13 protein-coding genes are annotated in these 16928 nt (G+C 47.4%); 4 read left to right on the top strand and 9 right to left on the bottom strand.

Translation table 11 applies throughout. The annotated features are described in order from the left end of the window. The first annotated feature begins 53 nt into the window (after positions 1–53). The 3 genes from KFE26_RS07615 (at position 54) to KFE26_RS07605 (ending at position 4276) form a co-directional block, all read left to right on the top strand. Positions 54–2648: an FAD-binding protein gene (locus KFE26_RS07615; RefSeq protein WP_212600055.1), complete on the top strand. Its 2595-nt coding sequence runs from the start codon at positions 54–56 to the stop codon at positions 2646–2648. A 106-nt stretch (positions 2649–2754) separates the two neighbouring features. After that, entirely contained in the window at positions 2755–3633 is an 879-nt protein-coding gene (locus KFE26_RS07610) for a DMT family transporter (protein WP_212600054.1), read from the top strand. A gap of 118 nt (positions 3634–3751) precedes the next feature. Next, positions 3752–4276: a lipocalin family protein gene (locus KFE26_RS07605; protein ID WP_212600053.1), complete on the top strand. Its 525-nt coding sequence runs from the start codon at positions 3752–3754 to the stop codon at positions 4274–4276. Between the two features lie 174 nt (positions 4277–4450). On the opposite strand, the gene KFE26_RS07600 is transcribed toward KFE26_RS07605, so the two are convergent. Next, positions 4451–6043 (bottom strand): ABC-F family ATPase, encoded by a 1593-nt coding sequence (locus KFE26_RS07600; protein WP_081729050.1) that lies wholly within the window; start codon positions 6041–6043, stop codon positions 4451–4453. 412 nt (positions 6044–6455) lie between these two features. Further along, positions 6456–8690: a heavy metal translocating P-type ATPase gene (locus tag KFE26_RS07595; RefSeq protein ID WP_212600052.1), complete on the bottom strand. Its 2235-nt coding sequence runs from the start codon at positions 8688–8690 to the stop codon at positions 6456–6458. Positions 8691–8845: 155 nt separating this feature from the next. Between KFE26_RS07595 and KFE26_RS07590 the strand changes: the two genes are divergently transcribed. After that, positions 8846–9307: a Cu(I)-responsive transcriptional regulator gene (locus tag KFE26_RS07590; RefSeq protein WP_212600051.1), complete on the top strand. Its 462-nt coding sequence runs from the start codon at positions 8846–8848 to the stop codon at positions 9305–9307. Between the two features lie 33 nt (positions 9308–9340). Here the strand turns inward: KFE26_RS07590 and KFE26_RS07585 are convergent, their stop codons facing one another. The 7 genes from KFE26_RS07585 to KFE26_RS07555 form a co-directional block, all read right to left on the bottom strand. Further along, entirely contained in the window at positions 9341–11389 is a 2049-nt protein-coding gene (locus KFE26_RS07585) for a S9 family peptidase (RefSeq protein ID WP_028760559.1), read from the bottom strand. A gap of 78 nt (positions 11390–11467) precedes the next feature. Then, positions 11468–11710, bottom strand: a complete 243-nt coding sequence (locus KFE26_RS07580) for a hypothetical protein (RefSeq protein WP_028760560.1) — start codon at positions 11708–11710, stop codon at positions 11468–11470. A 215-nt stretch (positions 11711–11925) separates the two neighbouring features. Then, a complete protein-coding gene (locus KFE26_RS07575; protein ID WP_011846385.1) occupies positions 11926–12684 on the bottom strand; it encodes an SDR family oxidoreductase in 759 nt (252 codons plus the stop codon). 24 nt (positions 12685–12708) lie between these two features. Next, on the bottom strand, positions 12709–13611 hold the full coding sequence (gene mmsB / locus KFE26_RS07570; protein ID WP_212600050.1) for a 3-hydroxyisobutyrate dehydrogenase: 903 nt from the start codon (positions 13609–13611) through the stop codon (positions 12709–12711). 136 nt (positions 13612–13747) lie between these two features. Next, a complete protein-coding gene (locus KFE26_RS07565) occupies positions 13748–14917 on the bottom strand; it encodes an enoyl-CoA hydratase/isomerase family protein (protein ID WP_212600049.1) in 1170 nt (389 codons plus the stop codon). Next, on the bottom strand, positions 14917–15690 hold the full coding sequence (locus KFE26_RS07560) for an enoyl-CoA hydratase (protein WP_173245775.1): 774 nt from the start codon (positions 15688–15690) through the stop codon (positions 14917–14919). The genes KFE26_RS07565 and KFE26_RS07560 overlap by 1 nt, the downstream gene beginning before the upstream one ends. A 59-nt stretch (positions 15691–15749) precedes the next feature. Continuing rightward, positions 15750–16907: an acyl-CoA dehydrogenase family protein gene (locus tag KFE26_RS07555; RefSeq protein WP_113938930.1), complete on the bottom strand. Its 1158-nt coding sequence runs from the start codon at positions 16905–16907 to the stop codon at positions 15750–15752. Between the last annotated feature and the right edge of the window lie 21 nt (positions 16908–16928).

Here is a 16928-nt window from a genome sequence, read left to right as displayed (position 1 = left end):
GCGCTTTACCGCATTGAGGAAAACACGCAAAGCACAAGAAAGGACGCATGAATATGGACAAGCTTGAGGCATCAAGAAATATACGGGCAGTGATTAAAAAAAGCTTACCCGTGAGCACGTCACCCCTTGCCATATTCACTTACCAGTGTTGGTTGAAAACCAGCGCAGGTGGGCGTGTGTTCCATTATAAAACCGATCGAGAAGATACCTATTTTGCGGTGGATATTAATTCACTTGGGCATATTGAATGCGTGATTAATACCACCTTACTGCGGGTTGAAGCAATATCAACCTTAGGTGGACTCAACGATGGTCAGTGGCACTTATTGTCTATCTGCCATGAATACCATGAAATCAGTTGTTATGTGGATGGTGAAATTACCCATACACAACTCAATAACCTGTCACTGGTTGCCGACAATGAGTTTTTAATTGAAAACGTGTCTTTACCGAATCATCGCGATACACATTTCGATGGTGAAATATTTGGCATCACCTTGCTTAATCGATTATTAACCCGAACTGAAATCGTTGACTATTACCGTAATCCTGCGCAACAAAGATCGATTAGCGAAAATAACCTTTACATTTACCAGCATCAAGATGCACATAATATTCGTGGTGAAAACTTTATCCCACTTAAAAGACAAAAAGTGCTGCTGGTCATATTTAATGACACTGAATATCAATTCATAAAAACCACTACGGATAGCAACACCTATAATCAACAATTACCTAAAATTATTCCGCCCCACGAACGCCGAGCCTACATTATTGAATGTAACTATAACACTTGGCCAAATTTTAGTTATTTAGTGAATTACACGGCGAGTAATCAAGCGGATATTACACTCAATATTGAAGTGTTTAAATCGCTGACGGCCTATCGCTCTAATATTAAAGTGACCGTCGCAAATGAACTGGAACGGGATTGTTTGATTATTCAATCGACCGAAGAAGAATTAAGTGCTGAAGTGCGTATTAGTGAAAACTTAGTGATCACTCAAGCCAAAAACTTTGTTAATTTCATCAATGAAGTTCGCGCACACATTCCGGCCGATAATATTATTACCGGTGGCCATTATTATAGTGAGCAGCAACTCTCGGTCAGCACAGGTAAGCAAATGATTGCCTATCAACAGGCTTGCCAACTGTTCAACCGCAGATTACAAAAAAAACCACTGGCGATCATCAAATGCACGTCAACTGAAGAAGTCAAAATCGCCTATAAAGCGGCCATCGATTATAACTTGCCAATCAGCGTACGCTCGGGTGGGAATGATCACGAAGGTGAAAGCACTGAAACGAATACCATAGTGTTAGATCTGCTGAAGATGGATAGCCTCACTTTAGATCCCATTACAGGTATTGCGGCCATTGGCCCAGGTAATCGTTTTATCAATCTCACCACAGCCCTTGCCAAACAAGGCGTGATGATCCCCCATAGCTCCTGTGGCAGTGTTGCCATAGCGGGATTTATTATGGGCGGCGGCTCAGGACCTTGGACCCGCAAACACGGCATGTGCTGCGAATCCCTATTACAGGCAGAAATCGTCCTCGGCGTTGGTGAAACTCAAGTCGTCTCTGTTGCCAATAAACCTGAGTTACTCTGGGCGCTCAAGGGTGGCGGTGGGTTAAGTTACGGCATAGTGACCCGCTTTTTTGTGCAAACCTTTCCACTACCACCTTGCCTTATCAAGTTTGAATTAGAATGGAATTGCTACGATAAACAAACCCATGAACTCATTGAGCACACCCCAACTAAAGACATTTTACAGCGCTGGGAAGCCATCATAAATGCCGACAGCACTGGCTGTTTGATTGGCACTAATCTCAAGATTAATGCCAAACATTTACCCGTAGAACAACACAAAACACTCGACATAGACACTGACTCAATTACGCATAACTGCTTGATGTATGGTTTTTGGGAGGGCAATTCCGCCAGCCTAAACCACTTTATCCAGAAACAATTTAATGAATTTGGCCTAATCCCCAATGATATTCGCATCGAGGGTATGGGCGGACTCACCAAAGCCTACGGTGAAAACTTAATGCCCAGTTGGGAAAGGGAATCTTTTCATCATCTGCAAGCTGACTTACAAGGCATAAACCGCTCACCGACGCCACCCGATTTGGATGAGCCCGCGCCCCATAAAGTCACCTCGCGCTTAGTGAATCAAACGGGCCTAAGGGACGGTTATAAGCCACTGCTTGAAAGCTTAACCTCTCGCTATGTGCTTGAAGGCAATCGCCAACTGGGGCTATTTACCTATGTTACCCTTGGCGCCATTGCGGGCGATTATTATCGCACTATGGGCGAAGAGCAAAAGAGCCGCAGCGCCTTCCCCTACAAGGACAGACAATACACAATTCAATATCAAACTTGGTGGAATAACGCCCTGCAAGAGAAGCAACAATTGCAGGATAGCCAAGTGTTTACCCGCATTAATCGTGCACTCGATTGGATTGATGCCAGCCGAAATTATGACATCCCCAACACCTCAGGCGCTTTTATCAGTTTCAAAGATAAGGCCATTCCTACAGATGTGTACTTTGACCACAATTACGCCGCGTTAAAACGGATTAAGGCGGCCTACAGCCAAGATAGCTTTAACCATTTCCGTTCACGTAAAAGCATTATTTAAGTTAATACATCGGCATAGCCTAGGGTGAGTTTTTAAGGCAAAATCGACGCCGTCCACAGGACGGTGTCGCCCCTTAACTCTCTATTCACTCTGTTGTAGGTTATCTATGCCCAGCTCAGCTTTAGCTATCATTTTTGCCCTATTGGCGGCCATTCTTATGGGCACAATCGGTGTATTAGCGCGCTTTGCCGCCCTGCCCGCCGAACACATTACCTTCTACCGCTTACTGCTCGGTGCCCTATTTCTATTGGCTTATATGCTGCTTACAGGTAAAGGCCATCAGATTCGCCATAGACCCAGTAAACGTACCTTAGTGAATGGCATTATGCTCGCGGGTTTTATGGCGTTTTACATTGAAGCCATTCAGTACACCCAAATGGCCAATGTAATCATGATTATTTACTTAGCCCCTGTGGTGTCGGCTATTTTCGCCCATTATTTCTTTGCCGAAAAACTCACCCGCTTAAGCATGGCAAGCGTGGTCGTCGCGCTGGTGGGCTTTATGTTAATGATCCCCACAGGGCCGCAGCAAGCGAGCAATCACACTGAATTATTAGGCTATTTTTATTCCCTACTCGCCTTATTAACCTACTGCGGTTTTATGTTAATCAACCGAAAACCTAGCCTGAGTTCGCCCTATCAAAGCACTTTAGTGCAGCTTAGTGTCGGCGCTTTGTGCCTACTGCCCTTAGTGATAAATGCACCGCTAACGCCAAGTTTGCCGCAAATGGGTTGGTTAATTGCGATTGGATTCTTCCCCGGATTTTTAGCCATTTTGCTGGCGGTAAAAGCCCTACGCCAATTGCCTGCTGTCACTTTTGGCACCCTCGCCTATGTGGAACCGGTTATCGTAGTGACGTTAGCATGGTGGATATTTGGTGAAACCTTGAGTCCCATGCAATTAAGCGGTGTCGGCTTGATTATTCTGGCCGGCATTAGCCAAGGCTTTATCAGTCAGCGCAAAGTATTGATTACGAGCGGCTAACCAACAACCTTTGCCAAGTAGCTGAAATAATGTGAAGAAAATAGTGTAAGCTCGATAGAGGATTGATTGAACATTGCACTTAAGACGTGCGACTAAGACTTAAGATCAGGAGGTCAAATTGAGAAAGTTACTGTTAGTCATTAGTATATTTTTGCTCAGCGGTTGCTTAGGCATGCCTAAACTGGTTCAACCCGTGAATGATTTTGAGCTAAATAAATACTTAGGTAAATGGTACGAAATTGCACGATTAGATCATTCATTCGAAAGAGGCTTAAGCCAAGTTAGCGCAGAATACAGCCTGAAAAAGGATGGTGGTGTTAGGGTCATTAACCGTGGATTTTCCGCGGCTAAAAATGAATGGAAAGAAGCCGAAGGAAAGGCCTATTTTGTGAATGGGGATTCAGAAGGCTATTTGAAAGTCTCCTTCTTTGGGCCATTTTATGGATCGTATGTGGTCTTCGAATTAGATCATGAAAACTATCAATACGCTTTTATATCGGGACCCGACACGGGTTATTTGTGGCTATTGGCTAAAACCCCGACTGTGCCACCCGAGGTGTTGCAAAAGTTTGTTGAAATGTCTAAAGCCCGCGGCTTTGATACCGACAATTTGATTTATGTGCAGCAAGAGTCAGCGCCCTAACGAGTGCCACCAATGCACTAAAATCGAGTGCGCGAAAGCTAATCGCTAGATAAAAAGACAGCCAATGGATACAAAAACGCCGCAATACATTGCGGCGTTTTTATTTATGTTGCATTTAGCTGCACTGTATTTAAATGCATGTATTTACACATGCAGCTAAATGAGCGAATAACCTTAGACTTCAATGCCTTTGCTGGCAAGGAACTCATCGTAAGTGCCTCTGAAATCATTCACACCTGAGTGAGTGACTTCGAGGATACGGTTTGCCAGAGACGATACGAATGCACGGTCATGACTCACGAAAATCAAGGTCCCTTCGTACATTTCCAGCGCGTTGTTCAGTGATTCAATCGATTCCATATCCATGTGGTTGGTCGGTTCGTCGAGCACTAAAATGTTGGCTTTTTGCATGATGAGCTTGCCGAATAACATACGACCTTTCTCACCACCAGACAGCACTTTGACTGACTTTTTAATGTCGTCAGAGCCAAATAACATACGGCCTAAGATGCCACGTACCGATTGGTCGTCATCTTCTGGCTTGCGCCATTGGCTCATCCACTCGAACAGCGTCATTTCGTTAGCGAAATCAGACTCATGGTCCTGCGCATAGTAACCAATGTTAGCGTTTTCAGACCATTGGATAGTACCTGCATCCTGCGGGATATCATGGATAAGAGTACGTAACAGGGTTGTTTTACCGACGCCGTTTTCACCCAATACCGCAATGCGCTCGCCCACTTCAACAATTAAGTTTAAGTCTTTGAATAACGGGGTGTCGTAGCCTTTAGTTAGGTTTTCAATCACTAAGGCATTACGGAACAATTTCTTCTCTTGCTCGAAACGAATGAAGGGGTTCACACGGCTAGAGGCTTTTACTTCATCTAACTTAATCTTGTCGATTTGACGGGCACGTGATGTGGCTTGTTTCGCTTTAGAAGCGTTAGCCGAGAAGCGTGCTACGAAGGTTTGCAGTTCAGAGATCTGGGCTTTTTTCTTCGCATTATCAGACAATAAACGCTCGCGAGCTTGAGTCGCTGCTTGCATGTATTCGTCGTAGTTACCTGGATAAACGCGCAGTTCGCCGTAGTCTAAGTCAGCCATGTGCGTACAGACTGAGTTTAAGAAATATCTATCATGCGAAATGATAACCATAGTACTGCTACGTTGGTTCAACATGTCTTGTAACCAACGGATTGTGTCGATGTCCAAGTTGTTGGTAGGTTCGTCAAGCAGCAGCACGTCTGGATCAGAGAACAGGGCTTGTGCTAACAATACACGCAGTTTTAAACCCGGTGCGATTTCAGACATCAAACCAAAATGGCTTTCAATACCGATACCTACACCTAACAGTAATTCGCCAGCACGAGATTCGGCGGTATAACCGTCCATCTCAGCAAAATCCATCTCTAGGTTGGCGACGGTAATGCCATCTTCTTCACTCATTTCGGGTAAAGAATAAATACGGTCACGTTCTTGCTTTACCTTCCACAGTTCGCGGTGGCCCATGATCACGGTATCGATCAGGTTGAATTCCTCATAACCGAACTGGTTCTGGCTTAATTTACCCAGACGCTCATTCACATCTAACGAGACGTTACCGCTGCTAGGGTCTAGATCACCACACAGGATCTTCATGAAGGTCGATTTACCACAGCCATTCGCGCCGATAAGACCGTAACGGTTACCACCGCCAAATTTAACTGAGATGTTTTCAAACAGTGGCTTAGCGCCGAACTGCATGGTGATATTTGCTGTTGTGATCAAAATGAACTTCCAAATCGAGTAATGTTGGCCGAGCCCGCTGGCGCCGCTTTAAATAAGCATAAACCAAATAACGCTATGCCGAAGGGGTAAAAATAAACGTGGCACTATAGCAGTTTGGGCTAAATTATCAACTAAAAAGGCGGCTAGAAAGCCAGAGGGAATGCCGAAATCGCCGCACTAAGCCTGCGTGAGAAGCGTAATTGATTTTACCCTATTGGCTTAGCTTTCAATGTATTCGAGCAGAATGACAATCTGATGACCCTTAGCGTCGTAAAGCTTGCCGACGCTAAGGGACTATCTGCTTAGGGGCTATCTGCTAAGGACTTATGTGGTAAGTGTTAATGTGGACATAGCCCAGAGTTAGCTCAAGATACCCATTTCAGTATATTGAGCTTTTTTGGGCACAGGCAGCTTATAACTTCTGCCGTCTTAAGCGGTTGGCGTTCGTTACCACAGTAAGTGAAGACAAAGCCATGGCGGCGCCAGCGATCACAGGGCTTAATAACATGCCAGTAAGTGGATAAAGCACGCCCGCCGCAACCGGAATACCCAAACTGTTATACACAAAGGCGCCGAACAGATTCTGCTTAATATTGGTAATCGTCGCCCGCGACAATGCCAATAAGTTAGCAATCACTATCAATTGCTGCGACAGCAAGGTGATATCCGCACTTTCAATCGCCACCTCAGTGCCCGATCCCATCGCGATCCCCACATCGGCGCTCATGAGAGCTGGCGCATCATTAATGCCATCCCCAACCATAGCCACCACATGCCCTTGCTTTTGTAAATCCAGCACATGTTGTTGTTTTTGCTCGGGCAGTACGCCGGCAATCACTTCGGTGATGCCCACTTGGTCGGCCACCGCCTGCGCCGTTTGTGGGTTATCCCCCGTTAACAGCACCACGCGAATGCCCCTTTGCAGCATGGCCGCGATGGCTTCTTTGGCATCGGGTTTAATCGGATCAGCCAGCGCGATAGTGGCCACTAACTTGCCCGCTTTCGCGATATAAATCGGGGTTTTACCTTGGTGCGCAAAACTTAATGTCGCGTTAGGATCTAAGGCACTGCCATCGGAATTGACAATCTCCAATGCCGTCATCAAGGCGAGATTACCAATCGCCAGCGATACGCCATCGACCTTGCCCTCAATCCCCTTACCTTGATGGTTCGTAAACGCCTGTGTGTCAGGCAATTGAGTCAGTGATTCCTTGGCATAACTGACAATCGCCCCCGCTAACGGATGCTCAGAGTGCTGCTCAAGGCTTGCAATTTCGCCCAGCAAGGTTTCTTTGTCGGCATCACTCAGTGTTTGTACTAATACAAAGTCAGTGACTTGCGGCTTACCTAAGGTGACAGTGCCGGTTTTATCCAGCACCACACAATCAACTTTACTGGCGGTTTGCAACGCTTCGCCATTTTTGACTAACACGCCCATTTGGGCGGCGCGGCCCACAGCCACCATGATAGACATAGGCGTAGCCAGCCCCAACGCACAGGGACAAGCTATGATGAGCACACTCGTCAGCACCACTAACGCATGGCTTAAGGCGGGCGCTGGACCTGCAAAATACCAAATAGCCGCCGCCAGTAGTGCTATCGCCACCACAGTAGGGACAAATACCGCGGAGATCTTATCGGCCAATCGACCTATGGGTAATTTTGACGTTTGTGCCTGTTGCACCAATGCAATGATTTTGGCGAGCTTAGTATCTTGTTGTCCCGCCGTCACTCGGTAAACTAGGCTGCCATTGCCGTTGACTGTGCCCGCACTCACACTGTCGCCGCGATTTTTAAGCACGGGAATAGGCTCACCTGTGAGCATGGCTTCATCAAGTAGGGATTGTCCTGTTTCGACCTCACCATCAAGGGCAACTCGGTCACCGGGGCGCAAACGCAGCTTATCGCCCAGTTTCAACTGACTTATCTCAACCTTTTCATCACCCTTATCCGTAATACGAATCGCAGTAGTGGATTGCAACCCGAGCAGTCGCTGCACCGCTTCGCTGGTTTTGCCCCGCGCTTTGAGTTCGAGTCCATGACCTAAGTTAATCAAACCTAGAATCATCACACTCGCCTCAAAGTACACATGGCGGGTATCCATAGGGAATGCGCTGGGCATAATGACCACCAGCATGGAATAGGCCCATGCGGTACTGGTGCCCAGCACAATCAGCGTATCCATGTTAGTGGTTTTGGCTTTGAGCGCCCGCCACATACCTTGATAAAAATGTCTGCCTGTGGTGATGAGTAAAGCCAAAGTGACCAGTCCCATGATGCCCCAGCCTAACTGCAGGTTTGGGCTGTTGATCATCATTTCACCGCCCAGTAATCCCCACAGCATCATGGGAACACCCACAACGAGCGCAGCTATAGCTTGGCGCATCCGCAGTCGATACTCGGCGGCATCTTCAAGGCGTTTTTCTTCGGCGGCGACTTTAGCATCAATAACGACCTGCGCCGGATAACCCGCATTTGCCATCACAGCCAAGGCGGTATCAGCGCTCATCTTGCCTTCTACCGTCACTTGCTTATCGGCGAGATTCACACGCGCTTCAACGCCATCTTGGGCAGCAAACGCCTTTTCAATTTTTGCGACGCAGCCAGCGCAATTCATATTGGCGACATAGAGTCTGGTCATAGACATGGGAGATCCCTCACTTGATGTTTCACACTATAGGTCTAAGATAAAGTCTCCCATCACTGGAGAGTCAAGGATGAATTTGCTCAATGTGATCACATCGACAATTAATTGTTAGGCGAAATGGGTGATACCATTCAGTTGGAAAAATAGAGGTCAAAATGAAGATAGGGGAAGTGGCGAAACAAACGGGCTTAAGTGTTAAGAGTATCCGTTATTACCATGATATTGGTTTAGTGTGCGGCGAGCGCAATGAGGCGGGTTATCGAGTTTATCGCCATCAAGATATTGAAGCACTTAAGTTTGTGCATCAATGTCGCGACTTAGGTTTTAGCCTAGAGGATTGCAAATCCTTGCTTGGTCTTAAGGGCAATGAAAGCCGTAATGCCGAGGACGTTAAGCAGCTTACCCAAACGCACCTTGCCTATGTCGAGCAACAAATCAATAAGTTACAGCAGCTTAGGTCGCAATTGCAGCACATGGTGACCCAATGCCAAGGCGGCGATCAGCCCCACTGTGCCATTATCGACAGCCTAAGTCACGAGACTCATGGCAGCCATGAAAATCACAAGAGCCAGCAAAATGCTGGCTCTGAGTGTTGCAGTAAAAGCCAATCGCAATAATGATGGCCAAGTTCAATAACGGTAAATACTGCGTTATTGGCTTCTCACTATGGTTGGCTTTAGCGCCGCGGCGTTATCCAGTACCAGTGTTGCAAGCTTACCCGCAGGGGTAAAGTTAAACACTTGCCCATAAAATGCCAGCTCAGTTTCTAATCCTGCGGCCTTGTGCTCAGGTTTCCAACCGCCGTGGGGTTCATCCTGATAGGCGATATAAGCCGTGGGTACGCCTCTCACTTTTAACGCCTCATAAATCTGCCGCGACTGCTGTGGTGGCACGATTTGGTCACGTAATCCTTGAAAAATTAATAAAGGCTCATTCAATCCTTCAAGGTGATGCAGGGGCGACAGTTCCCTATAGCGGGCTTGATTTTCACCATAGGGGCCGATAAGCAGATCTAAGTAGCCAGTCTCGAATTTATGGGTACTCTTGGCGAGCTGTTCAAAGTCACTGATCCCCGCATAGCTCACCCCCGCTTGAAATACATCATAAAATGCCAAGGACGACATCACAGTTAACCCACCAGCGCTGACACCTCGAATCGCCAGCTTTTGTCCATCAACCCAGCCCTTATCGACTAAATAACGGGCCGCATTGACCGCATCCTCCACATCAACTTGGCCCCATTTTCCGTAGATACTTTGACGATAAGCACGGCCAAAACCACTGCTGCCACGGAAATTAACATCGAGAACCGCAAAGCCTCGGCTGGTCCAAAATTGAATGTCACTGCGATAAGCCAGACTCGCACGCGCCGTAGGACCGCCGTGTAACATTACAATCAAGGGCGGACGGGTATCATTAGGCGCAGTATAGTTGGGGTTAACCGGACCATAAAAATAACCGTAAGCTTGCTGGTTAGCACCTGTTTTAAAAGTAATATTTTTAGCACGGGAGATATAATTGGGATTAAGTTTTGGTAAGTTAGGGGTATACACCAACTCAGTACCACGACCGATCACTTTATAAATGCCCTTCTCTGGCGTCGCCTTAGCGCCGACAAAATAAACAGCATCTTCCCCTCGGATCACTTGGGTGATTTCACCAAAGTCGACGGCCAAAGATTCGGTCAGGCCTGAATCTAGATGCAGTCGAATTAAAACGGCCTGACTACCAAGCATATAACTGGCAATAATTGTTTTTTCGGATTCAAAGGCATAGTTATGATTGCCTAAATACCAATCAGCCACCGCAAACTCGGCCTTTTTCTTTAGCACTGGGTCTAAGGTATTTTGTGCCGTGACTCGATAGATATTCCACCAGTTACTGATATCCGATACGACATACAATTGTCCATCAGGACTAAATAACGGCTGCGACACCGAAGAATCTGCGGGCGTGTTTACCTTACGAATATTGTGTAATTGCCCTTTACGGTCTAGATCCCCAAGCCAGAGCACACTATTATCCCATGGCATATAGGGATGTTCCCACGTGATCCACGCCAGTTGGCTGTTATCGGGCGAGATGGCTGGCGAAGAAATAAAGTCATGGCCCGAAACAAAGGTATCGCCTTCACCGGCAAAATTAAGATTAATGGTAACAAGACTCGCCTTAGGCTCACCCGCTTGACGATGATCTTCGCGCACACAGATAATCCTCGACCCTTTGGGGTAAGCAATACAATCTGCATGGCGAGTACCATTTGGCGTTAAAGGCAAAGGGGGTTGATTAGGGGCAAAACGATAAAACAGTTGGTCCTGTGCCTTAGTGGCAAACAGACTCTGACCAATCCCCAAAAAGGCGGCACCACCGTATTCATGAACGGCGGATTTAACATTAAACGCAGGCGGCACTATGTCGGTAATTTTGCCCCGTTGATCGAGGCGTTTAATGCCGACTTGGCCTTGTTTTTCACCATCAGATTCAGAGAAATAAATAGCACCATCAACGCTTTGTAACTCAGCCACATTATCGGCCTGCTCAAAAACTTCAGTCGCCGATAGCGGAGACTGCCAACTACCATAGGGCGCAACTATGCGCGCGCCATTATCACTAAGATGCGGCGTCTCTTTGTTCGAGCGCTCGCAAGCACCTAAACAAAATAAGCCCCCCAGCATCCATAAATATCCATGTAGCTTCATTGTTTCTCCCCAATGTTTGCCAACTGCACAAACCGAAACAAAATATGAACTTGCAGAAATGAGTTATGTGTAAATTAGTTATTTTTTAAATTTTTTTAAGAACCAATTTACCACTTGCACTTGTTGTACTTGCGTTAAACCAAAATAAATACACACCCAAGGTGAGATAAGAAAAAACCATGGGATCACGGCCACAGAGCGGCCACTAAAGAGCAGAAAAAAGAAACCGCAATAAATCACAACCAACCCTAAGATACCCACGATCAACATCATGCGCTTAGTGATTTTCTCAAGCCAGTGGGCTTTTTCCTGCCAAGACATCCGGATTTCAAGCTCCATTACATGTGATCAACATGTTTGTAAAGTTATGTAAAAAAACGGGAGAGCGATTGTTGAAGGTTAACAACTAAATGTCAACTCCAACAGTGAAATCTAAATAAATCCGAAAGCTAAGGTATAAGAACCATTATCTTTATTTACCCTATAAAAAAACCGAGCCTAAGCTCGGTTTTTATGCAAATCAATAAGATATCGCTCTAAAGCCGGATACCACCATCGATTTCAAACACACGACCGTTAACATAATCGTTTTCAATAATAAAACGTACGGTAGAAGCTATCTCGTCGGCATGACCTAAGCGGCCAACAGGCACGAGTTTCTCTAAACGCTCCAACGCTTCTGGCTTCATTGCCGCCGTCATCTCGGTCGCAATCACACCTGGTGCTACGGCTGCACTACGGATATTGTAGCGCGCTAACTCCTTCGCCCAGCCGACGGACATAGCCGCAACACCCGCTTTTGAGGCCGCGTAATTTGATTGACCCATATTACCCGCCTTAGCAAGGCTAGAGATGTTAACAATCACTCCCGCTTGACCCGATTCAATCATGGCCGCTGCGGCCTCACGGCCACAGAGGAAACTGCCGGTCAGGTTCACATTGATCACCGATTGGAACTGCTCGTAAGACATACGATCAGTGACTTTGCCGTCTTTGGCTTTGACTAACATGCCATCACGCAGAATACCGGCGTTGTTCACTAACACGTTCACTTGACCAAAATCTTCGAGAATATAAGCAAAACCCGCGACGACATCTTCTTCGTCGGTAATGTCTAAGGCATAACCTTGAACTTCAGTGTCCGATCCAAGCTCAGCGCAGGCTCGCTCGAGTTTTTCTTGGTCCACATCGATAAGCGCTATCTTAGCACCCGCCTGCGCAAAATTTTGCGCCATTGCTAAGCCTAAGCCACCCGCGCCGCCAGTAATGACGACAACCTTATCTTTTAAATCCATCTGGTGATCCCTTGTTATCTGTGTCTATTTTTTAAGTGGTGCAAATTGTTCAAATATACTGGAAAAATCTCGGCGACCATTGCCTTGTCTTGCATGATTAACATACAAGCTGCGGGCTAAAGCGCCCATTGGCGTGCTAGAGTTGCTCAATAATGCAGCTTCTTGTGACAGACCGAGATCTTTGACCATCAAATCTACCATAAAGCCACCCTGATAGCCCTTAGAAGAAGGCACAGTTTCCATCACGCCTGGGCAGGGATTGTACTTCTCAAGCGTCCAGTTTCCGCCACTGCTGACCTTCATAATATCCGATAGCACTTTAGGATCGAGACCATGGTCAATCCCCATTTGCAGGGCTTCAGAAGTACCGACCATCAGCACAGATAACAACATGTTATTGCAGATTTTAGCGACTTGCCCCGCCCCTGGACCGCCTGCGTGGAAGATATTCACACCCATAGCCTTAAGTACGGGCTGTGCACGTTCAAAAGCGGTATCCGAGCCACCACAAATAAAAGTTAAGGTGCCCGCCGCCGCGCCTGCCGTGCCGCCAGAAACCGGTGCATCCATAAATTCGATGCCGCTTTTAGCCGCTTCAGCTGCCACGAGTTGTGCGCTTTGCGCATCGATGGTTGAACAATCGATGAGCAAGGTATCACCCGCAACCACTTCAAGTAGGCCTTTGTCTGTTCCATTGCCTAAATATAAGTTTTTTACATGCTTGCCCGCAGGCAGCATAGTAATCACCACACTTGCGCCCGCTGCAGCGCCGCAGGCTGTACTTGATACTAAGGGGCCTTTTTCGGCCAATTGCTGCATAGCCTCGGGGACTAAATCAAAGACACGAACCGTCATGCCTGCTTTTAATAAATTGGCCGCCATTGGGCCGCCCATATTACCTAAACCGATAAAGGCTACTGTACTCATGCCATCACTCCTGTGTGTTGTTCTTTTTAGTGTTGTGATAATGCTAGCCAATTGATTATGCTGACTTTATCACAGAGTAAAGCGAGCTTAGCTAAACCTATAAACACAGCGCTTAGCCAACTCGGCCCTTAAACGCTTAACTCAGTTGGTTAAAGGGATGCGCCTCGCCCCATGGGGAAGCCAATATTTGCTCAAGTACCGCTGTGGGTACTGAGTTAACATCCTTAAAATGCCATTGCGGTTTCTTGTCTTTATCAATCAAGAGTGCACGAACGCCTTCGCAGAAATCACCGTGGGCGCACACGTTAACACTCGCGGTTAACTCCCATTTGAAACATTGAGCTAAGCTAAGCTTAGTCCCTAACTGCCCTTGGATATAGACCAAGTGCCAGCTGATAGGGCTACCCGCAAGGAAGGTGTCCCGCGCTTTCATTAACCACTTTTCTTCCGATACCAAAGTTGACATGCGTGCTGCAATATCCTGCAGACTGCCCGCCATAAGCCTGTCAATTATGTCTTGGCTTTCGGCTAATACACTGTCGCCCTTCGGAATATCCACTTGATTAGACAGCTCGTTAATCATGCTATCTAAACGTTGATGATTAAGTGCTGGCGTATCGCTCCAATCTAAGGTTGCCATGGCATCAAACATCAGCTCTTTGTCGTCGCGGTTCAGGTAATGATCCGCAAGGCCCACATAACAGGCATCGGCGGCATTGAGTTGATAGGCGGTCAATCCCAAAAACAATCCCATCTTGCCCTGCATACGATTAAGGAAATAACTGCCGCCCACATCGGGATACAGGCCGATAGTCACCTCAGGCATAGCGATACGCGAGGTTTCGGTAACGACTCTGTGACTTGCGCCCGCCATCAAACCGAGGCCGCCGCCCATGACTATGCCATCACCCCACACCAACACAGGTTTGCCAAAGGTATACAGTAGATAATCGAGGCGATATTCCTCTTCGAAGAAAACCTTTGCTTCCTCAGTCACTTGCCCATTAGCGGCAATGGAAGCATGGTATAAAGCGCGCACATCACCCCCGGCACAAAATGCCTTCTCACCGCTGCCATCTAATACGATGCAAGCGATAAGGGGATCTTTCTTCCACAGATTAAGCTGCGCCGTCATAGCGCGCACCATGCCTAAATCTAAGGCATTGAGGGCCTTTTCCACATTGAGTGTGACCACCCCAACCAATTTGCCAGAAGCAGTGGCTAAGGTTTGAAAAACCACATTTTGTGTGGTCGTGACCTGATTTGCGACATGCTCGACCACGTCATTATCTACTACATTCGTCATTAGCGGTTTCTCCACTCAGCTTTACGTTTCCCTAAAAACGCATTCACGCCTTCGGCCTGATCTTCAGTATCAAATAATCCGACAAATAACTCACGCTCAATCGGTAGCGCTTGGCTACGCGCCATAGTGCGCCCCGCTTGAATAAGTGTCTTGCACGCTGTGACGCTGCTTGGGCTTTGGTTAGCGACTTTAACGGCCAACGCGATTGCCGCATTAAGCGCTTCGCCAGTATCAACCACTTCTTCCACTAAACGTAGATTCAATGCTTGAGTTGCATCGATACGCTCGCCGCATAAAATCATCCGTTTAGCCCACCCTTCACCGACTAATGCGGTCAGATTTTGAGTGCCACCCGCACAGGGTAATAAACCGACCGTCGCTTCGGGTAATGCCATTACAGCTTGAATTTCGGCGATACGAATATCGCAGGCCAACGCGACTTCTAAGCCGCCGCCCATGGCATAGCCATTAATCGCGGCAATCGACACACCGCGGAATTGGCTTAAGGTTTCAAAGGCTTCACCAAAATGCTTTGCCATCGTTGCCGCATTACCTTTGTCACCATCGCTAAACAGTTTTAAATCGGCGCCAGCGGAGAAGAACTTTTGCCCTTGACCCGTTAACACTAAGGCATAAATATCTTTATTGGCATTCAGCTCAAGCACTTTGGCTTTAAGCGCCTGCAAACTCTCGGCGGTCCAAGTGTTGGCTGGCGGATTGTTCATGGTCAGAATCGCCGTGTGGCCTTCGATACGTTCAACTAAATATTCCATCTTTATAGACTCCTTTTCAGTTATCGCCGACCTGTAAGTCACGCATATTGCGAGTTGAATTACAGGATTTGTCCTGCATTTTCATCGAGTAAACGACGGGCGATAATTAAGCGCATAATTTCGTTAGTGCCTTCTAAAATCTGGTGTACACGCACATCACGGAAATGACGTTCCAGCGGGTACTCCCTTATATAACCATATCCACCATGAATTTGCAGCGCCGCATCGCAGACTTGAAAACCCACATCGGTGGCAAAGCGTTTCGCCATAGCGCAATAAGCCGTGGCCTCAGGATCGCCACTATCGAGTTTAAAGGCCGCAAGACGCACCATTTGGCGGGCTGCGACTAATTCTGTCGCCATATCGGCAAGCTTAAATTGCAGCGCTTGGAAAGCCGCTAACGGTTTACCAAATTGCTGACGCTCATTCATATATTGAGTTGCGCGCTCTAAAGCCGACTGCGCCGTCCCCACAGAACAGGTAGCGATATTGATGCGACCGCCGTCTAAGCCTTTCATCGCGAAAGCAAAACCTTGGCCTTCTTCACCGAGCAAGTTTGCCACTGGCACACGCACGTTTTCAAAGGTGATTTGACGGGTCGGCTGGGCATTCCAGCCCATTTTATCTTCAGCTTTACCATAAATAACGCCAGCGGCATCCGCCGGAATGGCAATGGCCGAAATCCCCTTAGGGCCAGCTTGGCCTGTACGGCACATCACGACTAAAAGCTCAGTTGCGCCCGCGCCCGAGATAAACATTTTCGAGCCTGAAATCACATATTCATCGCCGTCGCGCACCGCTTTGGTTTGCAAAGATGCAGCGTCCGAACCCGCACCCGGCTCAGTCAAACAGTATGACGCTAACATCTGCCCAGTGGTTAACGGCTCAGACCAAGTCTGACGCAAGGTTTCAGTGCCCCAAGTCGTCACCATCCAAGTCGCCATATTGTGAATGGTCAGCATGGCCGTGGTCGCAGTGCAGCCCTTGGCAAGTTCTTCAAAAATAATCGAGGCATCGAGGCGCGATAAGCCCATGCCACCTTCGGATTCTGGCGAATACAGAGAGCAAAAACCCAGCTCACCGGCTTTTTGGATCACGTCTTTGGGGAAATGATGTTCTTCATCCCACTTGGCGGCGAACGGGGTTAATTCTTCCGCGGCAAACTGGCGCGCCAGATCGGCAAACTGGCGTTGGTCATCGTTGAAATTAAAATCCATTGGGCTCTCCTATGACTCTAT

Source organism: Shewanella sp. M16, assembly GCF_018224605.1.
Lineage (GTDB): Bacteria > Pseudomonadota > Gammaproteobacteria > Enterobacterales > Shewanellaceae > Shewanella > Shewanella oncorhynchi.
Note: the sequence above shows the minus strand (reverse complement) of the source record. Positions and strands in the feature narration are given on the sequence as shown.

Bases quoted from the DNA above. Each gene is read 5' to 3' on its own strand.
- KFE26_RS07615 (WP_212600055.1), top strand. From the start codon at position 54: ATGGACAAGCTTGAGGCATCAAGAAATATACGGGCAGTGATTAAAAAA.
- KFE26_RS07610 (WP_212600054.1), top strand. From the start codon at position 2,755: ATGCCCAGCTCAGCTTTAGCTATCATTTTTGCCCTATTGGCGGCCATT.
- KFE26_RS07595 (WP_212600052.1), bottom strand. From the start codon at position 8,690: ATGTCTATGACCAGACTCTATGTCGCCAATATGAATTGCGCTGGCTGC.
- KFE26_RS07590 (WP_212600051.1), top strand. From the start codon at position 8,846: ATGAAGATAGGGGAAGTGGCGAAACAAACGGGCTTAAGTGTTAAGAGT.
- KFE26_RS07585 (WP_028760559.1), bottom strand. From the start codon at position 11,389: ATGAAGCTACATGGATATTTATGGATGCTGGGGGGCTTATTTTGTTTA.
- KFE26_RS07580 (WP_028760560.1), bottom strand. From the start codon at position 11,710: ATGTCTTGGCAGGAAAAAGCCCACTGGCTTGAGAAAATCACTAAGCGC.
- KFE26_RS07575 (WP_011846385.1), bottom strand. From the start codon at position 12,684: ATGGATTTAAAAGATAAGGTTGTCGTCATTACTGGCGGCGCGGGTGGC.
- mmsB (WP_212600050.1), bottom strand. From the start codon at position 13,611: ATGAGTACAGTAGCCTTTATCGGTTTAGGTAATATGGGCGGCCCAATG.
- KFE26_RS07565 (WP_212600049.1), bottom strand. From the start codon at position 14,917: ATGACGAATGTAGTAGATAATGACGTGGTCGAGCATGTCGCAAATCAG.
- KFE26_RS07560 (WP_173245775.1), bottom strand. From the start codon at position 15,690: ATGGAATATTTAGTTGAACGTATCGAAGGCCACACGGCGATTCTGACC.
- KFE26_RS07555 (WP_113938930.1), bottom strand. From the start codon at position 16,907: ATGGATTTTAATTTCAACGATGACCAACGCCAGTTTGCCGATCTGGCG.